Here is a 21,790-nt window from a genome sequence, read left to right as displayed (position 1 = left end):
GGCCGTCCGCCGGCATGACGTGAACCGCGACCGCAGAGTCGCACAACGTGGAGGAGAACATGCTTACCAGACGTAAATTCCTGAAGGCCGCAGGCGCCACCGCTGCCGCCGGCGTCGTGACCGGCTTCAACATACGCACGGCCGCCGCGGCCGACGACCTCAACTGGTCCATCCATTGCGACCTTACGGGTCCGGCCGCCGAGGGCGGCAAGTTCCAGGGCGACGGGTTCACCGCCTACGCCAAGTGGATCAACAGCCAGGGCGGCATTCGCGGCCGCAAGGTCAACCTGACGATCAACGATTCGACCTTCAAGGTCGACGTCGCCGTCGCCAACCTCAAGAAGGCGCTCGCGGCCGGCCGTGTCGACTATATCTTCGGAGAGTCGACGGGCATGATCCAGGCGATCTCGCCCGAGAACAACTCGACCAACAAGATCTTCATGACGTCCGGCTCCTTCGCGTCCGAACTCGCCGACGAGAAGAACTTCCCCTATCACTTCGTGCCTGGCGCCACCTACGGCGCCCAGCTCAAGATGCTCGTCGACTACGTCAAGAAATCCGCCGGCTCCAATCCGGCAAGCCTCGTCTTCGTCCACTCCTCGACCGGCATGGGCCGAGACGGCATCGAGGCGGCGGCCGCCTACGCCAAGGAACTCGGCATCGAGGTGCCGCTCATCCAGCAGACGAAGTTCGTGGAAACCGACGTCTCGGCCTTCGCCCTCGCCATCCGCCAAGCGCAGCCGACCCACGTCATCCACCACGGCTATTCCTACGCGGTCTGGCCGGAGATCATCCGCCTCGTGCGCGACTACGGCATGGACGACGTGGTGTTCCTCAACACCATCTGGGAGAGCGAGCGGGCCAAGCTCATGGAGATGAAGGACGTCACCGAGGGCCTCGTCGCGACCAAGGTGTGGAACGACGACACCATCAAGCCGGCCGGTCCGACGATGGAGACGCTCGGCACGATCTGCAAGGAGGTCTATCCGAACTTCTCGGGCTATGTCCGCGACGGCTTCCTCGACGCCTGGATGAGCGCGATGATGGCGACGAAGGCCTTCGAGATCGTCATCGACGCCGGCAAGGAGGTCAACGGCGACAATCTCGCCGAGGCGCTGCGCAGCGTGAAGGACTGGGACACAGGCGGCATCGTCGATTCTCCGGTGACGATCACCAACCAGCAGATCGGGCTGGCGCGTCTGGTCACCTACAGCGAAGCCAACAACTGGGACCTCAAGGATCTCAGCGGCTGGATGAAGGTGACCTGATTCCATGGCGTCCGGTCTCGAGATCAGGAATCTGGAGGTCGTCTACCAGGGTGTGATCCAGGCCCTGTCGGACCTCAGCCTCACCGTGCCGGAAGGCGCGATCGTCGCCCTGCTCGGCGCCAACGGCGCGGGCAAGACGACGACGCTCAAGGCGATCTCCAGCTTCCTGCCGCTCGAGGGCGGACGCGTCACCCGCGGATCGATCAAGATCGGCGGCAAGGACATGCTGAAGCTCGCGCCGCACCAGATCGTGCGGCGCGGCGTGTTCCACGTGCGCGAGGGCAGGCATATCTTCGCCGACATGACGGTGGAGGAAAACCTCATCGCCGCCACCTTCGCCCAGCGCCGCGCGCGGCCGCGCAAGGAGGCGTTCGAGGAGGTCTATTCCTACTTTCCGATCCTCTCCACGCGCCGCGACCAGCAGGCGGGCTATCTCTCCGGCGGCGAGCAGCAGATGCTCGCCATCGGCCGCGCGCTGGTGGCGGACCCAGAGATGATCCTGCTCGACGAGCCGTCGCTCGGTCTGGCGCCGCTGATCGTCAAGGAGATCTTCGAGATCATCGCGCGCATCAACCGCGAAAAGAGGGTTTCCATCCTTCTGGTCGAGCAGAATGCGGTGATCGCGCTGAAATACGCGTCCTACGGCTATGTCATCGAGAACGGCCGCACCGTGCTCTCCGGCACTACCGCCGAGCTTGGCGCCAATCAGGACATCCAGAAGTTCTACCTCGGCGTCGAGACCGGCGAAGTGGCCTGACGGCCGCAGCAATTCTCGAGGCGCAAATCGGGTGGCTCGTCCCGCCGCCCGAGTGCATCCGTTCGGCCGGCGCTGTCCCAGCCCCGGCTCGAAGGTACGCGATGTCCCCATCTCTCTCACAGAAACGGCCCATGACAGCGCCTGAATGGGCAATGCTGATCGCACTTTCGGCCGTATGGGGCGGCTCGTTCTTCTTCAACGGCATCGCCGTGCGGGAACTGCCTGTCTTCACCATCGTCGTCTGCAGGGTCGCGCTTGCTGCGGCCATCCTGCTCGCCCTGTTGCGCCTCAGCGGACAGGGACTGCCGGCGGACCGCCAGATCTGGAAAGCCTTTTTCGGCATGGGACTGCTGAACAACGCCGTTCCCTTTTCCCTCATCGTGTGGGGACAGCAACACGTCGCCTCGGGCGTAGCCTCGGTGCTCAATGCCTCCACGCCGCTCTTCACGGTGGTCTTCGCCCACCTGCTGACCCGCGACGAAAGGATGACAGGCGGCAAGCTGCTCGGCGTCGCGATAGGGTTCACGGGCGTCGCCGCCACGATCGGCATCGATGCCACGCGGACCGCGGGAACCGGCGTCATGGCGCAATTGCTTTGCGTGGCGGGAGCGGTGTCCTACGCGCTCGCGGGCATTTTCGGCCGTCGGTTCCGGGCCATGAACGTCACGCCGATGACGACAGCCGCCGGGCAACTGATCGCTTCGAGCGTCCTCCTGACGCCCGTCATGCTCGTCATGGACAGGCCTTGGACGCTGGGCGTCCCCGGCGTGGCGACGGCCGGCGCCCTGATCGGCCTGGCGTCGATCTCGACGGCGCTGGCCTATGTGCTGTATTTCCGGATTCTCGCCACGGCCGGCGCGACCAACCTGCTGCTGGTGACGTTCCTGATCCCGGTCAGCGCCATCGTGCTCGGAATCCTGCTCCTGAACGAGAGTCTGCTGCCGAGACATGTTGCCGGCATGGCCTTGATCGGTCTCGGGCTGTCAGCGATAGACGGCAGGCCTTGGCAGAGCTTTCGCCGGTTGCTCACGCGATGACCGGAGCCCGGCCGACAAAGGGTCTCAGTAGATCGAGACACCCATCGAACGGCCGCCGTCGAGCGTCAGGATCTGTCCAGTGACGTTCCTGGTGCGCGGGCTCGCGAAGAAGGCGATGCCATTGGCGATGTCCTCAGGCTGCCCGACTTCTTTCGTCGGTTGCTTGTCGATCAGTTCCCGCTGCCGCTCCGGCGTCAGCGAGCGGAACATCTCGGTCTCGATCAGGCCGGGCGCGATGGCGTTGACGAAGATGCCTCGCGGCGCGAGATCGATCGCCATGGATCGGGTCAGGCCGATCGCTCCCGCCTTGGAGGTGATGTAGGGCGCGTGCGCATATCCCGCGAGATAGGCGCGGGAGGCGACATTGATGATGCGGGCGCCCCGCTCCATGCGTTTTGCCGCCTCCTGCGCCATGACGAAGGCGCCGATGACGTTCACCTCGTACATCTTGCGGAAATCGTCCTCCGTGATGGCGTCGAACTTGCCGTCCCAGAAGATCGCCGCATTGTTGACCAGAACGTCGAGCCGCGGCAGCGCCCCGATCAGCGCCGCCACCGCCGCACGGTCCGTGACCGAAAGAACGTAATGCTCGACGGAGTTCGACGCGGCGCGCAGCCTCCCGGCATTGGTCGCCAGCGGCTCGGCACCGCGATCGACCATGACGACGTGAAAGCCGTCGTCGAGCAGCCTCTCCGTCGTCGCCAGGCCGATGCCGCGCCCCGCGCCGGTGACCAGCGCCACTTCCTTGCCGTTTTTTGTCATGGTCATGCCCTCACACCGCATCCACCGGCAGCACCAGCGTCTCCGTCAGTCCGCCATCGACCACGAGGACGTGACCGTTCATGTAGCCGGAAGCCCTGGATGCCATGAAGGCGACGACGCCGCCTGCCTCCTCCGGATCGCCCCAGCGGCCGAGCGGAATGCGGCTCGACACGCCCTTCTCGTATCCCGGCCGGGCCAGAATGGCGGTGTTGATCTCGGTCAGGAAATAGCCCGGCGCCATCATGTTGACGGTTATGCCCTTCGGTCCCAGCTCCGCCGCCATGGCGCGCGTCATGCCGGCAAGACCGTGCTTGCTGGACACGTAGGCGGTGACGTTCTCGCGTCCGACGACGGCCAGCGCCGAGCCGATATTGACGATGCGGCCGTAGCCGCGCGGCGCCATCAGCCGCGCCGCCTCGCGGCAGAGCAGGTAGGGCGCGCGTATATTCGTGCCCATCACGCGGTCCCATGTCGCCGTCGTCGCCTGCGCGACCGGCTCCCAGGCGTTGATGCCGGCATTGTTGACCAGAATGTCGAGCCGGCCGCCCTCCGCCGCGCCGATGTCGCGGATCGCCTCGATGCAGGCCGCACCGTCGGCGAGATCGAAGGCACGCGTGGCGACATCGTGCCCATCGGCGCGCAGCTTCGCCGCAGCCTTTTCCAGATCGTCCCGGCCGCGCGCCGTCATCCAGACCTTCGCGCCGGATTCGGCGATGGCCTTCGCCATCTCGAAGCCGAGGCCGCGCGACGCACCCGTGACGACCGCCACCTGTCCTTCCAGCGAGAAACGTCTGGTCATCGTGCCGCTCCTACGCCGCCAGCTGGAACTTGAAGGAGGAGGAGACGCCGCCGTCGACATGCAGCACCTGTCCGTTGACGAAGCTCGCTGCATCGGAAGCAAGGAATATCATCGCTCCCACGATCTCCTCCGGCCGGCCCCAACGCTCCATCGGCGTGACGCCGTCGATCGCCTCGATGTAACCCGGGCGGGACTGAAGGCTGGCATTGATCTCGGTCATGAAATAGCCGGGCGCGACGCAGTTCACCGTGATGCTCTCACGACCGAGTTCGGCGGCGAGCGAGCGCGTCAGGCCGATGATCGCAGACTTCGACGCACAGTAGGCATGCAGCTTCGCCCGGCCGAGCGGCCCCAGCACCGACGCCGTGGTGATGACGCGCCCGCCTCGACCGCCGGCGCGCATGACCGCCGCGCATTCCTGCGACAGCACGAAGGTACCGCGCACATTCGTGTCCATGATGCGCTGGAAATCGGTTTCGTCGCTCTCCAGTAGCGGCTGCCAGTTGATGATGCCCGCTATGCTGGCGCAGATGTCGATGCGCCCGGTTTCCCTGGCGATGCGGCGCACGCCGTCCCGCACCGCCGCCTCGTCGGCAAGGTCGACCACCAGCACGGAGGCGGTGCCGCCGGCCTTCTCGATCTCGGCGCGCGTCGCCTCCAGCTTCCCGGCATCGCGCGCGACGGCGACGACGTGCGCGCCCGCCCCGGCCAGTCCCTTCGCGGCTTCCTTGCCGAGCCCGCGCGACGCGCCGGTGACCAGCGCCACCCTGCCCTTCAGCGAGAACAGTTCCAGCATCCCTTCCTCCCTTCGGTCAGCGCCACGCGCCGTACAGGGCGCGCAGGCGGACCTTGTCGATCTTGCCGCTCGGCAGCTTGACGATCTCGTCGGCGAAGACGACATGGCGCGGCTTCTTGTAGCTGGCGATCAGCGCGCGGCAGTGCTCGACGATCCCTTCAGCCGTGGCTGACTCGCCAGGCCTGAGCACGACGACCGCCATCACCGCCTCGCCCCATTTCTCGTCCGGCACGCCGATCACCGCGACTTCGGAGACCGCGTCATGCGTGACGACAGCTTCCTCGACCTCGCGCGAATAGATGTTCTCGCCGCCCGAGATGATCATGTCCTTCTTGCGGTCGACCAGATAGAGATAGCCTTCATGGTCGAGCCGACCCATGTCGCCGGTGTGGACCCAGCCGTCGCGCAGCGTCTCGATCGTGGCGACGGTGTTGTTCCAGTAGCCCTTCATCACGCCGGGACTGGTCAGCAGGATCTCGCCCACCTCGCCCGTCGGCAGATCGGCGCCATTGTCGTCGACGATGCGGACGTTGACGCGCGGCGACGCCTGCCCGACCGAAGTCAGGATCTCGCGGTCGCGCTCCGTGCCGTCAGGCCGATGCTGGTGCGCCAGCAGCGTCGTGCCGATGCCTTCCGTCTGCCCGAACTGCTGCTGGAAAACCGGACCGATTATCTTCAGCCCCTTCTTCAGCACCGGCAGCGGCATGGGCGCAGCGGCATAGACAATCATGCGCAGGCTCGACAGATCGCGCGCGCCGATATCCGGCAATTCCAGCAGCGACTGGATCATCGTCGGCGCCATATGCGTGACGGTGATGCGGTCGCGCTCGATGCATTCCACGACGGCCTCCGCATCGAAGCCCTTCTGCACGAACACCGTGCCGGCGCGCCAGTGCTGCGCCAGCTGGATGATCTTCGCGCCGATGTGGAAGAGCGGCATCATGATGAGGAGCCGGTCGGCTGGCGAGTTGCGCTGGTCGGAGCCAAGGATTTCCGCCGCCGCGACCTCGCCGCACTGGCTGAGCATCACGCCCTTCGGCCGCCCGGTCGTGCCGGAGGTGTAGATCAGGAAGGCGATGTCGTCGGGCTTCGGCCTGAACGGCACGCCGCTCTCGTCGCCGGACGAGACCAGCGCCTCGTATCCGTCCGCGAAATCGGGGGCTGCCGCTTCGTCAAGACAGACGAAATGCTCGACCGATTTGAGCTGCGGCAGCATGGCCAGCACATGCCCTGCATAGGCGGCCTCGAAGATCAGCACCTTCGGCGCGCTGTCGTTGACAATGTGCACCATTTCCGGCACGGCCAGACGCCAGTTCACGGTCGCGCAGATGAAGCCGGAAATCTCGCAGGCGCTATAGACCTCCTGGAACTCCAGCCTGTTCTGGCTGAGGATGCCGACGCGGTCCTGCCGGCGCAGGCCCAGCCGATGGAGAGCGCTGGCCAGCCGAGAGGCGCGCGCATGGTGCCCGGCATGGGTGACGCTCCTGTCCCCCCAGACGAAAGCGGTATGATCCGGATACTTCCACGCATTGCCGTCGAGCATGTCGGCGAGCGTCCGGGGCACCAGCGCGGGGCGCGCAAAACGGCTCATGCGACGCCCTTGTCGAAATCGGGCTTGCGCTTCTCGCGGAAGGCGGCGACGCCCTCGCGGAAATCATCGGTGGCGAAGCAGAGCGCCTGCGCCATCGCCTCGATGTCGAGCACGGCCTCCGCATCGGCGCTGCGCTCAAGTATGCGTTTGGTCAACGCCGCCGCATGCGAGGGGAGCGCTGCCAGCTCCATGGCGCGCTCCAGCGCCAGCGCCTGCACCTCGGCATCCGCAACGACGTCGTCGGCAAGGCCGATCGCCATTGCCTCCGCCGCCTTGAAGCTGCGCGCATAAAGCAGGGCCTGCCGCGCCCGCGCGAAGCCGATGCGCTTCGGCAGCGTGTGGGCAATGGCGAAATCAGGGGCGAGTCCCACCTTCGGAAAAGGAAAGCCGAGCACGGCGCCCTCGCCCATGACGATGGTGTCGCAGAAAAGCGCGAGCCCCGCGCCCGCGCCCATCGCGTAACCGCGCACCTCCGCGATCATCGGCTTGTCGGCGGCGAGCAGCAGGCGGGCCAGCCTGTGCGCCGACAGCATGCGCTGGCGGCCGGCCTTGGGATCGCCGAGCGTATCCATCCGCGAGAGGTCGCCGCCGACGGAGAAATCCTTGAGCGCGGACGTCACGATGACGACGCGGCAGGACGGGTCCAGGAACAGTCCTTCGAACGTCGGAAGCAGCTCGCCGCGAAGCGCCTCACCCATGGCGTTGCGCGCTTCCGCATGGTTCATGACGACGCGGACGACGCCGCGGTCATGCCGTTCTGTTTCGACCAGTGCCACCGACTCCTCCCGAAATCGCAACGGCAGCCAGCCTACACCAGCTCAAAACCTAACACTAGTTAGAAAATTACAAAACCGAGTTGTTGTTAGAAACCATTCCATGGAAGCGAATCGCAGCGTATAGATGTTTGGCTGGAGGCGGATGCATGGCGAAGAAACTGGCAAAATCGGCGATCTCGCAGAAGCGCGTGCTGGACGCCGCCGCCAAGATATTCCGCGACTACGGCTATGCCGGAACCACGATGCGCGCCATCGCCGACGAGGCGGATCTGAAGGCCGGCAGCATCTACTACCATTACAAATCCAAGGACGACCTCATCAGCGCGGTTCTCGACATCGGCATCCACGCGGTGACCGACCGTGTCACCGAAGCGCTCGCGGCGCTGCCTGAGGACGCGACCGGCCGCCGGAAGATCGAAGTGGCGATCGCCGCGCATCTTTCGGCCATCATCGAGGTCGGCGACTATACGCTCGCCACGCGCCGCGTGGTCGGTCAGGTGCCGGAATCGATCCGTGTGCGCAATACGCGCATGCGCGATTCCTACGGCGCGATGTGGCAGCGCATCCTCACCGAGGCGCAGGCGCGCGGCGAGTTCCGCACCTCGGCCAATCTCACGCTCGTGCGCCTGTTCGTGCTCGGCGCGCTCAACTGGACCGTCGAGTGGTTCAAGCCCGGCGGACGCACGATCGAGGAGGTGGCGCGCGATTTCTCCTCCTTCGTGCTCGACGGCCTGTCCGGCGGCCCGGACGCTGCGTCGCCCGACAATATGCCCGCCTCCGCCAATGCGAAGTCGTCCGGCCCGCAGATCCGCGCGCTCTGATTCCGGCGGGTTCGAGCGCTCAGCCGCGGCCGAGTATGTGGTCGGAGATGATGCGCATCTGGATTTCCGACGTACCCTCGAAGATCTTGGTCAGCCGCGCGTCGCGCCAGTGACGCTCGACCTGGTTGAGCGTCGTGTAGCCGCCGCCGCCGAATATCTGCAGCGCCTCGCTGGTGACGCGCTCCGACATCTCGGAGGCGAAGAGCTTCACCATCGAGGCTTCCTTGTCGCAGCGCACGCCCTGGTCGATCTTCTCGCAGACGGCGTACATGAGAGCGCGCGCCGCCTCGATCTCGGTGGCCATGCCGGCGATCTTGAAGCGGATGGCCTGGAAGGAACCGATCGGCTTCCCGAACTGGCGCCGCTCGCCGGCATAGGCGACCGCGTCGTCAAGGCCTGCCTGCGCCAGCCCGATCGACCGGGCGGCGGTGTGGGCGCGCGCCGTCTCCAGTCCGGCGGTCGCCAGATAGAAGCCGCGTCCTTCCTCGCCGATCAGGTTTTCGGCCGGCACGCGGCATTTGTCGAAGGCGAGTTCCCACGTGGTCCAGCCATGATAGCCGATCTTGGGGATGGGGCTGCCCGATACGCCCTCCGGGAGGCTGCCCCGCGGCTTCTCGATCATGAAGGCGGAAATGCCGCGATGCCGCACCTTGGGATCGACCTTCGGGTCGGTGCGGGCGAAGACCATGATGAAGTCGGCGCCGTCGGCGAAGGTGCACCAGTATTTGTTGCCGGTGATCTCCCATTCGTCGCCGACCCGCTTCGCCCGGCAGGATATGTTGGCGACGTCTGAACCGGCGTCGGGTTCCGACAGTGAAAAGGCGCCCAGGAATTCGCCGCGCGCCATGCGCGGCAGATAGATCTTCTTCTGCTCGTGCGTCATCGCCTTCAGCGAGCCGATCAGGGCATTGCCGCGCGCGATCAGCGAGGCGACGCTCATCCAGCCCTGCGCCAGCTGCTCGGCCACGAGACAGTATTCGAAGGCGCCGAGGCCGAGCCCGCCATATTCCTCCGGGATCAGGATGCCGAAATAACCGAGTTCGGCCATCTGGTCGATGATCTCGCGCGGGATCTCGCCCTTTACCGGATCGAGCCTGTCCGCCATCGGCCGGACCACGGAGCGCGTGAACTCGCGCGCCGAGTCCTGGATCAGGCGACGCTCTTCCGACAGTTCAGGCATAAGGCGACTCCTCGGGCGGCAGCTGACCCTGGCCGAGCGAACGCCCGCCATCCACGATCAGCACCTGCCCGGTGATATAGCGGTTATCCGGAGAAGCAAGGAAGGAAACGGCGCGCGCGATATCTTCCGGCTGGCCGATGCGGCCGAGAAGCTGGAGCGAGAGCATCATCTTCTGCCGCTCGGGCGTCATGTAGTGCAGCATGTCGGTGTCGACGACGCCCGGCGCCACCGCGTTGACGCGGATGTCGCGCGGGGAGAGGTCGATCGCCATGGCGCGCGTCAGGCCGACCACGGCCGTCTTCGACGCCGCGTAGTGCGCCATCTGCGGCGCGCCGGCGAAGGAGCGCGATGCGATGTTGACGATGCGGCCGCCATTGCGCATGCGCCGCGCGCCTTCCTGCGCGACGACGAAGGTGCCGACGGCGTTGATGTCGAAGGTTTCGCGGAAATGCTCTTCCGTCAGTTCCTCGAAATGATACGTGCCGGTCACGGCGGCGTTGTTGACGACCACGTCGATCGGCGCGTGGCGCTCCATCAGGGAACCGACCGCGACGCGGTCACGGATGTCGAGCACTTCCGAAACGACGTCAGCGCCCGCGGCGCGCAGTCCGTCGGCAACATCGTGCACCGCCTCCAGCCGGTCTATGGCGACGATGCGATAGCCGTCATCGGCCAGCCGCTCGACGATGCCGCGGCCGATGCCCCGCGCCGCGCCGGTCACGACCGCCGTACCCAGGCTGCTGCTCATGGCATTCCTCCCTGCCGCCCTTGCCGATCAATTCGTCTTCGCGTCAGGCATGCCATGCGTCTGGCGCAGGACGACCTTGTTGATCTTGCCGCTCGGCAGGCGCGGCAGTTCGTCCACGAACACCACCGATTTCGGCTTCTTGTAGCTGGCGATCTGCGTCTTGGCGTGTTCGATCAGCTCACTCTCGGTAGCCGTCTGCCCCGCATTGAGCACGCAGACGGCACGCACGGTCTCGCCCCAGTATTCATCCTTCACGCCGATGACAGCGACATCCATCACCGCCGGATGGCTGGCGACCGCCTCCTCGACCTCGCGCGAATAGATGTTCTCGCCGCCGGAAATGATCATGTCCTTCTTCCGGTCGACCAGATAGAGAAAGCCGTGATCGTCGAGATAGCCGACGTCGCCGGTGTGATACCAACCGTCCTTCAGCGCGGCGATGGTCGCGGCGGAATTGTTCCAGTAGCCCAGCATATGCGTGGCGGTCCGCGTCAGGATCTCCCCGGGCTGGCCGGTCGGCAGCTCATTGCCCTCCTCGTCGATGATGCGGATGTCGACGGTGGGCGCAGCCTGCCCGATGGAACCGAGGCGCTTCACTTCCTCCGACATGCCGTCCGGCTTGTGCTGCCGCTTGTGCAGGGTGGTACCGCCGCCCTCCGTCATGCCGTAGAGCTGCAGGAAGACCGGCCCGAGCAGCTTCAGCCCGCGCTTCAAGAGCGGCACAGGCATCGGCGCGGCAGAGTAGCAGATGGTGTGCAACGACTTCAGGTCGCGTTGCTCGATGCCGGGTACGTTGAGCACCGCCTGAACCATGGTCGGCGCCATATGGGTCATGGTGACGCGCTCGCGCTCGATCGTCTCGACGATCTCCGCCGGCTTGAAATCGTGATGCAGCACCACGCTGCCGCCGCGAATGTGCACTGCAAGCTGCAGGAAGCGCGCGCCGACATGGAAGATCGGCATCATCAGTTGCAGCCTGTCGGAAACGATGAGGCCGAGTTCCGTCGCCATCAAGATGGCCGTCGCGATCTCCGCCTTGTGCGTGCGCATCACGCCCTTCGGCCGGCCGGTCGTGCCCGACGTGTAGATGAGGTGCATGATCTCATCGGGCCGCGGTCGCGTCGGCGCGCCGGCCTGATCGCCGCCCAGCAGGAACTGCTCGTAGTCCTCGGCCCAGTCCGGCGCCTCGCCGCCGAAGCACAGGTAGAATTCTATGGAAGGCAGCTTGTCGCGGATTCTGTCGACGGTCGCCGCATACTGCGCCTCGAAGACCAGCACGCGCGGCGTCGAATCGTTCAGGATGTAGGAAATCTCCGGAGCCGCCAGACGCCAGTTGACAGTGGCGGCCATGTAGCCTGCAAGCTCGCAGGCTGCGTAGCACTCCATGAATTCGACGGTGTTCTGCGACAGGATCGAGACGCGGTCCTGCCGGCGTATGCCGCGCTGCCAGAGCGCCGACGCCAGCCGGTTGCCGCGCTCCAGCTGCTCGGCGAAGGTGACGACGCGGCCCTGATAGCTGTAGGCAATCTCGTCCGGAAACTTGTAGGCGTTGTTGCGGATGATGTCGCCGACCGTCTCGATCATCTGGTCCCCTCCCCGTTCGCTTCGGCCTATGCCTTCGGCAGGCCCATGCGGTTGGCGATGTTGTTCTTCTGTATGGCCGTCGCACCGCCGATGATCGGCATCAGCAGCATGTCGCGGACATAGCGCTCCATGTCGAAGCCTTTCGCATAGCCGTACGCGCCCATCACCTTCTGGCAGGTGAGCACGATGTCCAGCCCGGTCTCGCAGACGAACATCTTGGCCATCGAGGTCTCGACCGAGCAGGGCAGGTTGTTGTCGGCGAACCAGCAGCCCCGGTAGAGCATGAGCCTGGCGGCGGCAAGCTTGGTCTGGGCATCGGCCAGCATGTGGCGGATCGACTGGTGCGAGCAGATGCGCTTGCCGAACTGGCTGCGTGTCTGGGAGTATTCCCAGGCGTCATCCACGGCCTGCGCCGCGATGCCGAGAGCCATGGCGGCGACTTCGAGCTTCTCCACCTCGAGCGCCGGTCCGGCAAGCTTCGACCAGCCCTGGTTCCAGCCTGCCTCGCCGCCGATCACGTCCTCGATGCCGATCTCGACATTGTCGAGCGTCACGTCGTTGGTGTTGAGGCCCCGCGCGCCCATGGCCGGAATGTGGGTCAACGTCACGCCTTTTGCCGTCGGCGGGATCAGCACGAGGGAAAGGTTCCTGTAGCGTGCTTCCGGATCGCCCGAACGCACCAGCGCGTAGATGTAGTCGGCATTCTCGGCGCCGGAGCACCAGCGCTTGTAGCCGTTGATGACGATCTTGTCGCCACGCCGCTCCGCGCGTGTCTTCACGCTGGCGAGGTCGGAGCCGACGTCGGGCTCCGAAAGACCATAGGCGAACAGCAGTTCTCCATTGGCCAGCTTCGGCAGCAGTCGGCGCTTCTGCCCGTCGCTACCCGAGGCGAGAATATTCATCGAGCCGTAGCAGGCGTTCATCAGATAGAGCGTGCCGATCACCATCGAGCGGCGCGACAGTTCCTCGACCGTGACCATGGCGCCGAGGATGTCGCGGCCCGTGCCGCCATACTCCTCCGGGATGGTCATGCCGCAGACGCCGAGTTCGGTGATGTGCTGCATGAGCGAGCGTGGAACCTTGTCCTCCTCGTCCCACTTGGCCATCATCTCGCGGGTGGCGTGGCGCTCCAGCATGCGGCGCACGCTTTCCCTGAGCATGCCGATATGTTCGGGCTCGCCGAAATCCATGTCCTGCCTCCCTGATCCGCCTCCCGCCCTTTGTCCGTCAGAGGCCGGTGAATTTCGGCTTCCGCTTCTCGCTGAAGGCGTTGATGGCCTCGAGATGGTCCTGGCTGCGATTGGTCAGCGCCTCATATGCCATGCAGGTGTCCATCATCGAATGGGCGAGTTGCTTCAGGCCGATGTTGATGGCGGTCTTGGTATACTTGATCGACTTCATCGCGCCCCCGCCGATTTTCCTGGCGAAGGCGTCGACGCGCGCGTCGAGTTCGGCGGCAGGCACGGCGTGGTTGATGAGGCCCATCGCCTCGGCGTCCTTCGCATTGATGAGATCGCCGGTGAGCAGGTATTCCTTGGCCTTGGCGTAGCCGATCGCCTGCGGCCAGATCACCGCGCCGCCGTCGCCGGCCGCAAGGCCGACCTTCACGTGCGGGTCGCCGAAGCGGGCGTGATCGGCGGCGAAGATGATGTCGCAGAACAGCGCCATGGTTGCGCCCAGTCCGACCGCGTCGCCGTTCACCTTGGCGATGATGACCTTGTCGCAGTCGAGGATGCCGAAGACGACCTTCTTCGCCTCGTTGATCGAGCGGTCGAACATCTCGGTGTCCTCGTACATCATCTTCATGCCGACGATGTCGCCGCCGGCTGAGAAGGCGCGGCCGGCGCCGGTAAGGATCACCACGTCGATCGAATGATCCATGCCGAGATCGTAGAAGATCCGCGAGCTTTCCTCGTGCATGTCCCAGGTCATGGCGTTGAGCTGGTCGGGCCGGTTCATCGTCACCGTCATGGTGCGGTCCTCCTTCTCGAAGAGGAAATATTTGTAGCCCGAGTAATCGACGTCCATGGGTTCCTCCGAAACGTCCGCAATGCGGCGCCTGATTTTTCTAACGATAGTTCGAAAATTATTCCGACTCAAGCAAAAGGCCAGCCCCGTCCTTATCTCAATCCGGATGCCGCGGTACCACCAGCGCGTCGAGCGCGACCACCCCTTCGCCCTTCGGCAGGGCAATCACCGGGTTGAGGTCGACTGTCTCAACGTCGTCGCGATGGGCGGCGGCGAATTCCGAAATCCTCACCAGCAGATCGGCCAACGCATCGACGTCCGACGGGGCGGCACCGCGCACGCCGTCGAGCATGGCGTGGCCGCGGATCTCGCCGATCATCCGCATCGCCTCGCCGCGTCCAAAAGGCGCCAGACGGAACGTCACGTCCTTCAGCACCTCGACATGCACCCCGCCCAAGCCGAACATGACGGCCGGTCCGAAGACCGGATCGCGCGACACGCCGACGATCACCTCGACGCCTTTCTTCGCCATCGGCGCGACCAGAACGCCCTCGATGGCGGCGTCGGGGCGATGGGCCGCGGCGCGTTCGAGCAGCGTCGCAAAACCTTTTTCGACGCCGGAGCGGTCGGCCACGCTGACGATGACGCCGCCGATCTCGGTCTTGTGCTCGATCTGGGCGGAGACGATCTTCAGCACGACCGGGTAGCCAATGGCGTCGGCGGCATCCCCTGCGGCCCCGGCATCGGCTGCGAGCCGCTCGGCGAGGAAAGGCACGCCGGCCGCGCCGAGAAGCGCCTTGGCGGCATGTTCGGACAGGGCTTCCGTGCCAATCGAGGGTGCGGGCGAGACCGGGCGGATTTCCGCCGCCCGCCCGAAAGCCTGGCCGAAGCGCGCGAGCGCGGCAAGCGCGGCGACCGCTCGGTCGGCGTCCTCAAAGACAAGAAAGCCGGCGCGTTCATAGTCGCGCACAACGTCCCGATCGGCCACCATCTCCAGCGCTATCAGACGGTCGGGAAAGCGCGCGCAGCCGCCGGCGATCGCCTCGCGCAGCGGCCCCGAGAGCGTTCGCGTGTTCGGAACCGTGGTGAAGAAGCCGATCAGCGCATCGTATCCGCCCTGGTCGAGCATCACCTCTATGTTGCGCGCGAGCAGCGTCATATCGTTCAGCGCCTGCGCCGTGGTGTCGACCGGATTGGTGACGGTGGCGAACGGCAGCAGCGCCTTCAGCGCCTCCTGCGCGGCCGGCGGCATCGGAGCCACATCCATGCCGTAGCGCTCGGCGGCATCGGAAATCAGGACGCCGGCGCCGCCCGAAAGGGTGACCACGCCGAGCTTGTTGCCGGACGGGAAGATGCCGCGCGCACAGGCATAGGCGACATCGATCTGCTCTTCCGTCGTGGCGGCGCGGTGCACGCCGTACTGGCGGAAAAGCGCATCGTAGATCGCGTCCGAACCGGCGAGCGAAGCGGTGTGGGAGGATGCCGCCCGCGCGCCGATCTCGGAGCGTCCGACCTTCATCATGACGACCGGCTTGCGGTTCTTCTGCGCCAGCGCCAGAGCGTGGCGGAAGCGCTCGCCGTCACGCACGCCCTCGACATAGGCCATGATGACCTTGATGTCCGGCTGCGCGGCCATCCATTCGAGGCTTTCGGCGACATCGACATCCGCCTCGTTGCCGGTGGTGATCCAGTAGTTGATACCGATGCCGCGCTGGCGCGCCAGATAGGCGATATGGGAGCCATAGGCGCCGGACTGACTGACGATGCCGAGCGGACCGGCATGCGGCATCTCCCTGTCGAGCGACTGGGTGAAGGTGCCGAAGAAGCCGGTCTGCGGGTTGAAGACGCCGAGACAGTTCGGCCCCAGCAGACGCAGGCCGCCGGAGCGCGCGATATCGGTGATGCGCTTCTGGATCGCCAGCCCTTCGCCGCCGCTCTCGGCATAGCCGGCCGAGAAGATCACCGCCGCCCGGACGCCCCGGGCGGCACATTCCCGCACGGCCTGTTCGGTCAGCCCCGCCGACACGGCGAGCAGCGCGACGTCAGGCGTTTCCGGCACGTCGGCGAGCGACTTGTACGCCTTCAGCCCCTGAACCGTGTCCCGGTTCGGGTTGACCGGGTAGATCGGCCCCTTGAAGCCGCCCTCGATCAGATAGCGGACCGGGCGGCCGGAAATCCGGGTCGGATCGTCCGACGCCCCGAGGATCGCCACGGAGCGCGGGCGGAACAGGGCGTCGAGGCCGGTTGCGGACATTGCGTGCGTCATGGGCTCGCTCAGAAATTCACCCCGTTCACCAGCAATTCGCGCGCGACGGTGCGGCGCTGGATCTCGCTGGTGCCATCCGGAATGCGCATCGAACGCGTGAAGCGGTAACCTGCCTCCAGCCGCAACTCGTTGGTGAGACCCATGCCGCCATGCACCTGCATGCAGCGGTCGAACACCCGGTTGGCGGCGTCGGTACAATGCTGCTTCACCATCGAGGTCTCCGCCAGCGCCTTCTCGCCGCGCTCGAGCTTCAGCGCGCAATCGACCAGCATGGTCTCGGCCGAATAGATGTCGGACGCGCTGTCGGCCAGCAGGATCTGCACCGCCTGATGCTCGCCGATCGGCTGCCCGAAGGTCCTGCGCACCTTGGCATATTCGAGCGCCTGGACGAGCGCCCAGCGCGCCATGCCGATGCAGGTCGCGGAAAGTCCGAGACGGCCGTTGTTGACGCCGCGCAGCGCCACCTTGAGCCCCTGATGCAGTTCGCCCAGCCGATGGCTGTCCGGCACACGCAAGCCGTCGAAGGACAGGATGCCGATCTCCGCCCCGAGATTTCCCATGATCGGAATGGTCGAGACTACCTTGAATCCGGGCCAGCTCGTATCCACGAAGAAGCCGGTGATGCCCCCCTTGCGTGCGGCAAAGAGATCCTGATCCGTGATGGCGAAGATCATCGCATAGTCCGCATAGGGACCGTTGGTGATCCATTGTTTCGAGCCGGTGATCACCCACTCGTCGCCGTCCTTCACCGCACGGGTCTTCATGTTGAAGATGTCGGAGCCCGCATCCGGTTCGGAGAGGCCGAAGCAAAGCGTCTTGTCGCCCGATCCGAGCGGCGGCAGATAACGGTCCCGCAACGAGGGGTCGAGCGCGGTCAGCACCGGCGACAGGCCGTTTGTGAAAGGCGACGGGATCACCACCGGATGAATCAGCGTGCGCCCCGGCCCGCAATGCGCCGAAAGCAGCACGTTGAGATAGACGGCCGCCACCGGCCCCAGGCCGCCACCGCCGATCTCTTCCGGTCCGAACATGGTGTAGAAGCCGGCCTTGGCGGATTTCATCCGCACCCTGCGCTTCAGCGCCTCGATCGCGGGCGTGAAGCGGCCCTGTTCGTCATAGATGGTGCGGTCGGACGACAGCAGCGCCCTGTTTTCGGCCTCGATCGGCGCGATCTCCTGATCGACGAAGCGGATCAGGCTTTCGCCGATCTGGACAATCTCTTCCGGGATGAGCGCCGTGTTCATCTCAGTCCTTGTCCAGCGTGAATTTGGGCAGCGTCAGTTCGGGCGTCACATCATCGAATTTCACGGACACGCGGTCGCCGATCCGCAGCTGCTCGACGTCGTTGGTGACGATGTTGGTCAGCATGCGCGGCCCCTCGTCCAGCGCGATCAGGGCGATGACATAGGGGACGTCGGCGGCGAAGACCGGACCGGCGGGCTTGCGGGCGATGGTGTAGGTGTAGATCTCGCCCCTGCCGCTGGCGTCGGTCCATTCGATGTCGTCGGAATGGCAGTGCGGGCAAAGCTCGCGCGGGTAGAAATGGTGCTGCCCGCAGGCGCGGCAGCGCGGGATAGACAGACGATGCTCGCGCGCCGCATCCCAGAACGGCCTCGTGCCGGGATCGATGACCGGCTTTGGCTTCTCGTAGGTCTCGCTCATCGCAGCCCCCCTCAATTGTTGGCCAGGATGACGGTCGCGCCGGAAGACAGCGTGCCGCCGGTGCCATGGACCAGCGCCGTGTTCACATCCGCCACCTGCCGTTCGCCTGCCTCGCCGCGCAACTGACGCGCCGCCTCGATCAGCAGGAACATGCCGTACATTCCGGGATGGCAGTAGGAGAGGCCGCCGCCATTTGTGTTGAGCGGAAAGGCGCCGCCCGGCGCGGTGCGCTGACCGGAGACGAAGGCGCCGCCCTCGCCGCGCTTGCAGAAGCCCAGCGCCTCCAGCGTCATCAGCACCGTGATGGTGAAGGAGTCGTAGCACTCCACGACATCGATCGCGTCGCGGCCGACACCCGCCATCTCGAAGGCGCGTTGCGACGACATTTCCGCAGCCGTCAGCCGGGCCAGATCCGGCATCGCGCCGATCGACCAGTGCGTGTGCGCCTCGCCATAGCCGCGGATATGGATCGACTTCGCGCCGTGCGCGCGCGCGTTTTCAGCGGTCGTCATCACGATCGCGCCAGCGCCGTCCGTGACGAGGCAGCAATCGAGCAGCTTCAGCGGATCGGAGATCTTCATCGAGTTCATCACGTCGTCGATCGTGATCGGATCGCGCATCGTCGCGGCCGGATTGAGCGTGGCCCAATTGCGCGTGGCCACCGCGATCTCGGCGAGTTGCTCCTCGGTCGTGCCGAACTCGTGCATGTGGCGCCGCGCGGCGAGCGCATAACCGCCGACAGGCTGCGGAATGCCCCAGACATTCTCGAACTGCATGGTTAGGATCGGCGGGCGTCCGCCGAGGGTGCGGCTGCGCTCGCTCTTCTGCACCGATCCGTAGACGATCAGCGCCACGTCGCAAGAGCCCTTCTCGATCGCCATCGCCGCATGGGCGACATGCGCCTCGAAGGCCGAACCGCCAATATTGGTGCTGTCGGCGAAACGCGGGTGGATGCCGAGGTATTCGCCGAGCGTAACGGTGGGGAGTTGCCCCGGCCCGGGCACCCCCCACAGTCCCGCCACCAGCAGGCCGTCGACATCGCGCATCGGTATGCGGGCATCGTCGAGCGCCGCCTTGGCCGCGCGCGCCTGAACCTGCAGCACCGAACCTCCGCCGACGACCTTGCCGTCCTTCAATGGAACGTCGCCGACACCCACGATCACCGCTTCGCGCGCCATTGTCAGATCCTCGTATTCCGGGCGGGCAGGATGGCGTGACCGGCAAGGATCTGCCGGCCGCCGGCGCTGACCAGCAGCTTCACGCGGTCACAAGCAACCCCGTCGCGTTCCGTGAGCGCTTCCACGATGCCGGTCACCTCGACTGTATCGCCGGCATACACCGGTCCGATGAAGGCGACGTCGATCTCGCCGGCCTCATCGAAGGTTCCGCCGCTCCAGGCGTTCAGCATTTCGGCGACATAGGCGAGGGTCAGCAATCCGTGCGCGATGGTACGGCCGAAAGGGCCGGAACGTGCATAGACTGGATCGACATGGATCGGATTGAAGTCGCCGGACGCCTTGGCATAGGCGTCGATCGTCGCCTGATCGACATGACGGACGAGCACAGGCAGGCTCGCGCCGGCCTCCGGGGCGGCGGAGGATGCGAGGTCGGCATTCATTGGTCGCGTCCCCAGATCGAGGTGATGCGCCCGGACGAGACGAGCGAGCCGTCGGCACCACGCGCCTCGAAATCGGAGACGACATAGGGCCGCTCCTTGCGCACATATTTCTCGACGACCTTCGCCTGGATCTCCAGCCGCTCGCCGATTCCGATGGCGCGATGAAAGCGGATCGTCTGCTTTGCATGGATGCCGCCCGGGGGGCTGCGCCGCGCCGCGAGCAGATCGACCAGATAGACCGAGGCGATCATCGACGGCGCACGCTGCGCCGAGCCCGGACGGACAGAATTACCGGTCGCCGACAGGAAAGTGTCGACGGCTTCCGGCGTCACCGAAAAGCTGAGCGGTTCGGCGGGAAAGACATCGCCGACGCTCACCTCGTCATAGCGGCGGTATTCGGACATTGCTCAGACCGGCGTCCAGGAGAAGACATCGCGGGACATCTGCAGCGGGATGAAGGAAGTCTTCAAGGCCGGCAGCATATGGTCGCGCAGCGTTTCCGGCGTCCAGCCCTCGGAGCGGTGCACCGAGCGCAGCGGGCGGGGCTGGCTCATCAGGAAAACCTCGTTGCCGCGCACGGCGAGAATCTGCCCGTTCACTTCCTTCGAATCGTCGCTGGCGAGGAAAACCGCGACAGGCGCGATCTTGTCCGGCGTCAGCATGCGCAGGCCCTTGAGGCGTTCCTCCTGATCCGGCGTGTTCGGGATCGAACCCACCATGCGGCTCCAGGCAAAGGGCGAGATGCAATTGGAGCGCACGTTGAACTTCGCCATGTCGAGCGCCAGCGACTTGGACAGGCCGACGATGCCCATCTTGGCCGCCGAATAGTTCGCCTGCCCCGGATTGCCGACCAGACCCGAGGTCGAGGTCATGTGGACGAAGGTGCCGCTCTCCTGCTTGCGGAAGTGATCGGCGGCGGCCCGGCTCACATTGTAGCTGCCGTAGAGATGGACCTTGACGACCGAGTCCCAGTCCTCGTCGGTCATCTTGTGGAAGATGACGTCGCGCAGGATGCCGGCATTGTTCACCACCACGTCGATCCGGCCGAAGATATCGACCGCGCGCGCAACCATCTCGCGCGCCGAAACCGGATCGGAGACGCTGCCGTAGTCGGCCACGGCCTCGCCGCCCGACGCCTTGATGTCGCGGACGACCTCATTGGCGGGGCCGTCCGTCTCGTCCTTGCCGTCGAGCGACACGCCGGGATCGTTCACCACGATCCTGGCGCCATGCGCGGCCATCATCAGCGCGATCTCGCGGCCGATGCCCCGCCCCGCTCCCGTCACCAGCGCGACCTTGTTTTCGAGCATACCCGCCATGTGCGCGACCTTGTTTCCTGCAATCCTGATGTCGATGAATTCGTTCGGTGGCCGTCCGCTCAGACCATCCAGCGCCCGCCGTCGACAACGACGGACTGGCCGGTCATGTAGCGGGCGTCGTCGCTCGCCAGGAAGGCCGCGACGGCGGCGATGTCCTCCGGCTCGGCGAAGAAGCCGAGCGGAATGGATGCCCGGATCTTGCTCACGATCTCCTCCGATATCCGCTCGATCACGCGCGTCTTGGTGACGCCGGGGCAGACGGCGTTGACGTTGACCTTGAACGGCGCCAGTTCGCGCGCCAGCGAGCGGGTGAAGCCGATCACGCCCATCTTGGCGGCAGCGTATTCGCTGATGCCGACCTCGCCCGCCAGTCCGGCATTGGAGGCGACATTGACGATCCTGCCGCGCCCCGCCTCACGCATCGATGGCACGACCTGACGCGATGCGAGGAGCGTCGAGAACAGCGTCACGTCGACCACGAAGCGCCAGACCTCCGACTCCGATTTGTAGAATTCCGAGGCGCGCTCGCGGGCGCTCTGGCCGACGTTGTTCATCAGCACGTCGACGAAGCCGGATTCTGCGTAGATCGCCTTGAAGGCATCGACCAGGAATGCCTCGTTCGTGCAGTCGCCGGCGACCGTCTGGACGGCCGCGCCTTTTTCCCGCGCTTCCTCGGCTACTTTCTCGAGGCCGTCCGCCTCCAGATCCAGGATGGCCAGATTGGCGCCTTCCGATGCGAAACGGAGCGCCGAGGCGCGGCCGATGCCATTTGCGGCGCCGGTGACGACGGCAAGCTTTCCTTCCAGACGGCGCATTGTCCGCATCCTTCTCCCTGTCC

The 21,790-nt window shown here is 65.6% G+C and carries 22 protein-coding genes; 4 read left to right on the top strand and 18 right to left on the bottom strand.

The genetic code is table 11. The features are described from left to right. Nucleotides 1-59: 59 nt before the first annotated feature. The 3 genes from M9955_10635 to M9955_10625 all read left to right on the top strand — a co-directional run bounded on the left by M9955_10635 (nt 60) and on the right by M9955_10625 (nt 3,062). A complete protein-coding gene (locus M9955_10635; GenBank protein MCO5082098.1) occupies nt 60-1,268 on the top strand; it encodes an ABC transporter substrate-binding protein in 1,209 nt (402 codons plus the stop codon). A gap of 4 nt (nt 1,269-1,272) precedes the next feature. Beyond that, on the top strand, nt 1,273-2,025 hold the full coding sequence (locus tag M9955_10630; protein MCO5082097.1) for an ABC transporter ATP-binding protein: 753 nt from the start codon (nt 1,273-1,275) through the stop codon (nt 2,023-2,025). 131 nt (nt 2,026-2,156) lie between these two features. Next, a complete protein-coding gene (locus M9955_10625; GenBank protein MCO5082096.1) occupies nt 2,157-3,062 on the top strand; it encodes an EamA family transporter in 906 nt (301 codons plus the stop codon). Nucleotides 3,063-3,086: 24 nt separating this feature from the next. On the opposite strand, the gene M9955_10620 is transcribed toward M9955_10625, so the two are convergent. The 5 genes from M9955_10620 to M9955_10600 are packed head-to-tail and all read right to left on the bottom strand — an operon-like array spanning nt 3,087 to nt 7,786. Continuing rightward, nucleotides 3,087-3,830 (bottom strand): SDR family oxidoreductase, encoded by a 744-nt coding sequence (locus tag M9955_10620; GenBank protein ID MCO5082095.1) that lies wholly within the window; start codon nt 3,828-3,830, stop codon nt 3,087-3,089. Between the two features lie 4 nt (nt 3,831-3,834). Next, entirely contained in the window at nt 3,835-4,623 is a 789-nt protein-coding gene (locus tag M9955_10615; protein ID MCO5082094.1) for an SDR family oxidoreductase, read from the bottom strand. 10 nt (nt 4,624-4,633) lie between these two features. After that, nucleotides 4,634-5,419, bottom strand: a complete 786-nt coding sequence (locus M9955_10610; GenBank protein ID MCO5082093.1) for an SDR family oxidoreductase — start codon at nt 5,417-5,419, stop codon at nt 4,634-4,636. 16 nt (nt 5,420-5,435) lie between these two features. Next, complete coding sequence (locus M9955_10605; GenBank protein ID MCO5082092.1) at nt 5,436-7,010, bottom strand: long-chain fatty acid--CoA ligase; 1,575 nt, start codon at nt 7,008-7,010, stop codon at nt 5,436-5,438. Next, on the bottom strand, nt 7,007-7,786 hold the full coding sequence (locus M9955_10600) for an enoyl-CoA hydratase-related protein (GenBank protein MCO5082091.1): 780 nt from the start codon (nt 7,784-7,786) through the stop codon (nt 7,007-7,009). The genes M9955_10605 and M9955_10600 overlap by 4 nt, the downstream gene beginning before the upstream one ends. A gap of 146 nt (nt 7,787-7,932) precedes the next feature. Here M9955_10600 and M9955_10595 point away from each other — a divergent pair, with 146 nt between their 5' ends. Beyond that, nucleotides 7,933-8,607 carry a TetR/AcrR family transcriptional regulator gene (locus tag M9955_10595; protein MCO5082090.1) on the top strand — a complete coding sequence of 225 codons (675 nt, stop codon included), beginning with the start codon at nt 7,933-7,935 and terminating at the stop codon, nt 8,605-8,607. A gap of 19 nt (nt 8,608-8,626) precedes the next feature. Here the strand turns inward: M9955_10595 and M9955_10590 are convergent, their stop codons facing one another. The 13 genes from M9955_10590 to M9955_10530 form a co-directional block, all read right to left on the bottom strand. Continuing rightward, entirely contained in the window at nt 8,627-9,787 is a 1,161-nt protein-coding gene (locus tag M9955_10590; GenBank protein ID MCO5082089.1) for an acyl-CoA dehydrogenase family protein, read from the bottom strand. Continuing rightward, nucleotides 9,780-10,535 (bottom strand): SDR family oxidoreductase, encoded by a 756-nt coding sequence (locus M9955_10585; GenBank protein ID MCO5082088.1) that lies wholly within the window; start codon nt 10,533-10,535, stop codon nt 9,780-9,782. The genes M9955_10590 and M9955_10585 overlap by 8 nt, the downstream gene beginning before the upstream one ends. A gap of 27 nt (nt 10,536-10,562) precedes the next feature. Next, the gene (locus M9955_10580) at nt 10,563-12,119 is read right to left on the bottom strand and encodes a long-chain-fatty-acid--CoA ligase (protein MCO5082087.1); all 1,557 of its coding nucleotides are present in this window, start codon (nt 12,117-12,119) and stop codon (nt 10,563-10,565) included. 26 nt (nt 12,120-12,145) lie between these two features. Beyond that, nucleotides 12,146-13,309: an acyl-CoA/acyl-ACP dehydrogenase gene (locus tag M9955_10575; protein MCO5082086.1), complete on the bottom strand. Its 1,164-nt coding sequence runs from the start codon at nt 13,307-13,309 to the stop codon at nt 12,146-12,148. A 37-nt stretch (nt 13,310-13,346) separates the two neighbouring features. Next, complete coding sequence (locus M9955_10570) at nt 13,347-14,147, bottom strand: enoyl-CoA hydratase/isomerase family protein (GenBank protein MCO5082085.1); 801 nt, start codon at nt 14,145-14,147, stop codon at nt 13,347-13,349. Nucleotides 14,148-14,244: 97 nt separating this feature from the next. Then, the gene (locus M9955_10565) at nt 14,245-16,353 is read right to left on the bottom strand and encodes an acetate--CoA ligase family protein (protein MCO5082084.1); all 2,109 of its coding nucleotides are present in this window, start codon (nt 16,351-16,353) and stop codon (nt 14,245-14,247) included. 8 nt (nt 16,354-16,361) lie between these two features. Then, nucleotides 16,362-17,597, bottom strand: a complete 1,236-nt coding sequence (locus M9955_10560) for an acyl-CoA/acyl-ACP dehydrogenase (GenBank protein MCO5082083.1) — start codon at nt 17,595-17,597, stop codon at nt 16,362-16,364. A 1-nt stretch (nt 17,598) separates the two neighbouring features. Beyond that, nucleotides 17,599-18,015: a Zn-ribbon domain-containing OB-fold protein gene (locus M9955_10555; protein ID MCO5082082.1), complete on the bottom strand. Its 417-nt coding sequence runs from the start codon at nt 18,013-18,015 to the stop codon at nt 17,599-17,601. A gap of 11 nt (nt 18,016-18,026) precedes the next feature. After that, nucleotides 18,027-19,193 (bottom strand): acetyl-CoA acetyltransferase, encoded by a 1,167-nt coding sequence (locus M9955_10550; GenBank protein MCO5082081.1) that lies wholly within the window; start codon nt 19,191-19,193, stop codon nt 18,027-18,029. Nucleotides 19,194-19,195: 2 nt separating this feature from the next. Then, nucleotides 19,196-19,633 (bottom strand): MaoC family dehydratase, encoded by a 438-nt coding sequence (locus M9955_10545; GenBank protein MCO5082080.1) that lies wholly within the window; start codon nt 19,631-19,633, stop codon nt 19,196-19,198. Beyond that, the gene (locus M9955_10540; GenBank protein MCO5082079.1) at nt 19,630-20,037 is read right to left on the bottom strand and encodes a hypothetical protein; all 408 of its coding nucleotides are present in this window, start codon (nt 20,035-20,037) and stop codon (nt 19,630-19,632) included. Before M9955_10540 ends, M9955_10545 begins: the two co-directional genes overlap by 4 nt. Nucleotides 20,038-20,040: 3 nt before the next feature. After that, nucleotides 20,041-20,952 carry an SDR family oxidoreductase gene (locus M9955_10535; GenBank protein ID MCO5082078.1) on the bottom strand — a complete coding sequence of 304 codons (912 nt, stop codon included), beginning with the start codon at nt 20,950-20,952 and terminating at the stop codon, nt 20,041-20,043. A gap of 59 nt (nt 20,953-21,011) precedes the next feature. Then, nucleotides 21,012-21,767, bottom strand: a complete 756-nt coding sequence (locus tag M9955_10530) for an SDR family oxidoreductase (protein ID MCO5082077.1) — start codon at nt 21,765-21,767, stop codon at nt 21,012-21,014. Between the last annotated feature and the right edge of the window lie 23 nt (nt 21,768-21,790).

The sequence above is a fragment of the Rhizobiaceae bacterium genome (assembly GCA_023953845.1).
Classification (GTDB): domain Bacteria; phylum Pseudomonadota; class Alphaproteobacteria; order Rhizobiales; family Rhizobiaceae; genus Arvimicrobium.
Note: the sequence above shows the minus strand (reverse complement) of the source record. Positions and strands in the feature narration are given on the sequence as shown.

Bases quoted from the DNA above. Each gene is read 5' to 3' on its own strand.
- M9955_10615 (MCO5082094.1), bottom strand. From the start codon at position 4,623: ATGACCAGACGTTTCTCGCTGGAAGGACAGGTGGCGGTCGTCACGGGT.
- M9955_10535 (MCO5082078.1), bottom strand. From the start codon at position 20,952: ATGGCGGGTATGCTCGAAAACAAGGTCGCGCTGGTGACGGGAGCGGGG.
- M9955_10580 (MCO5082087.1), bottom strand. From the start codon at position 12,119: ATGATCGAGACGGTCGGCGACATCATCCGCAACAACGCCTACAAGTTT.
- M9955_10610 (MCO5082093.1), bottom strand. From the start codon at position 5,419: ATGCTGGAACTGTTCTCGCTGAAGGGCAGGGTGGCGCTGGTCACCGGC.
- M9955_10565 (MCO5082084.1), bottom strand. From the start codon at position 16,353: ATGACGCACGCAATGTCCGCAACCGGCCTCGACGCCCTGTTCCGCCCG.
- M9955_10530 (MCO5082077.1), bottom strand. From the start codon at position 21,767: ATGCGCCGTCTGGAAGGAAAGCTTGCCGTCGTCACCGGCGCCGCAAAT.
- M9955_10605 (MCO5082092.1), bottom strand. From the start codon at position 7,010: ATGAGCCGTTTTGCGCGCCCCGCGCTGGTGCCCCGGACGCTCGCCGAC.
- M9955_10550 (MCO5082081.1), bottom strand. From the start codon at position 19,193: ATGGCGCGCGAAGCGGTGATCGTGGGTGTCGGCGACGTTCCATTGAAG.
- M9955_10540 (MCO5082079.1), bottom strand. From the start codon at position 20,037: ATGTCCGAATACCGCCGCTATGACGAGGTGAGCGTCGGCGATGTCTTT.
- M9955_10575 (MCO5082086.1), bottom strand. From the start codon at position 13,309: ATGGATTTCGGCGAGCCCGAACATATCGGCATGCTCAGGGAAAGCGTG.
- M9955_10630 (MCO5082097.1), top strand. From the start codon at position 1,273: ATGGCGTCCGGTCTCGAGATCAGGAATCTGGAGGTCGTCTACCAGGGT.
- M9955_10620 (MCO5082095.1), bottom strand. From the start codon at position 3,830: ATGACCATGACAAAAAACGGCAAGGAAGTGGCGCTGGTCACCGGCGCG.
- M9955_10590 (MCO5082089.1), bottom strand. From the start codon at position 9,787: ATGCCTGAACTGTCGGAAGAGCGTCGCCTGATCCAGGACTCGGCGCGC.
- M9955_10595 (MCO5082090.1), top strand. From the start codon at position 7,933: ATGGCGAAGAAACTGGCAAAATCGGCGATCTCGCAGAAGCGCGTGCTG.
- M9955_10545 (MCO5082080.1), bottom strand. From the start codon at position 19,633: ATGAATGCCGACCTCGCATCCTCCGCCGCCCCGGAGGCCGGCGCGAGC.
- M9955_10635 (MCO5082098.1), top strand. From the start codon at position 60: ATGCTTACCAGACGTAAATTCCTGAAGGCCGCAGGCGCCACCGCTGCC.
- M9955_10625 (MCO5082096.1), top strand. From the start codon at position 2,157: ATGACAGCGCCTGAATGGGCAATGCTGATCGCACTTTCGGCCGTATGG.
- M9955_10570 (MCO5082085.1), bottom strand. From the start codon at position 14,147: ATGGACGTCGATTACTCGGGCTACAAATATTTCCTCTTCGAGAAGGAG.
- M9955_10560 (MCO5082083.1), bottom strand. From the start codon at position 17,597: ATGAACACGGCGCTCATCCCGGAAGAGATTGTCCAGATCGGCGAAAGC.
- M9955_10555 (MCO5082082.1), bottom strand. From the start codon at position 18,015: ATGAGCGAGACCTACGAGAAGCCAAAGCCGGTCATCGATCCCGGCACG.
- M9955_10585 (MCO5082088.1), bottom strand. From the start codon at position 10,535: ATGAGCAGCAGCCTGGGTACGGCGGTCGTGACCGGCGCGGCGCGGGGC.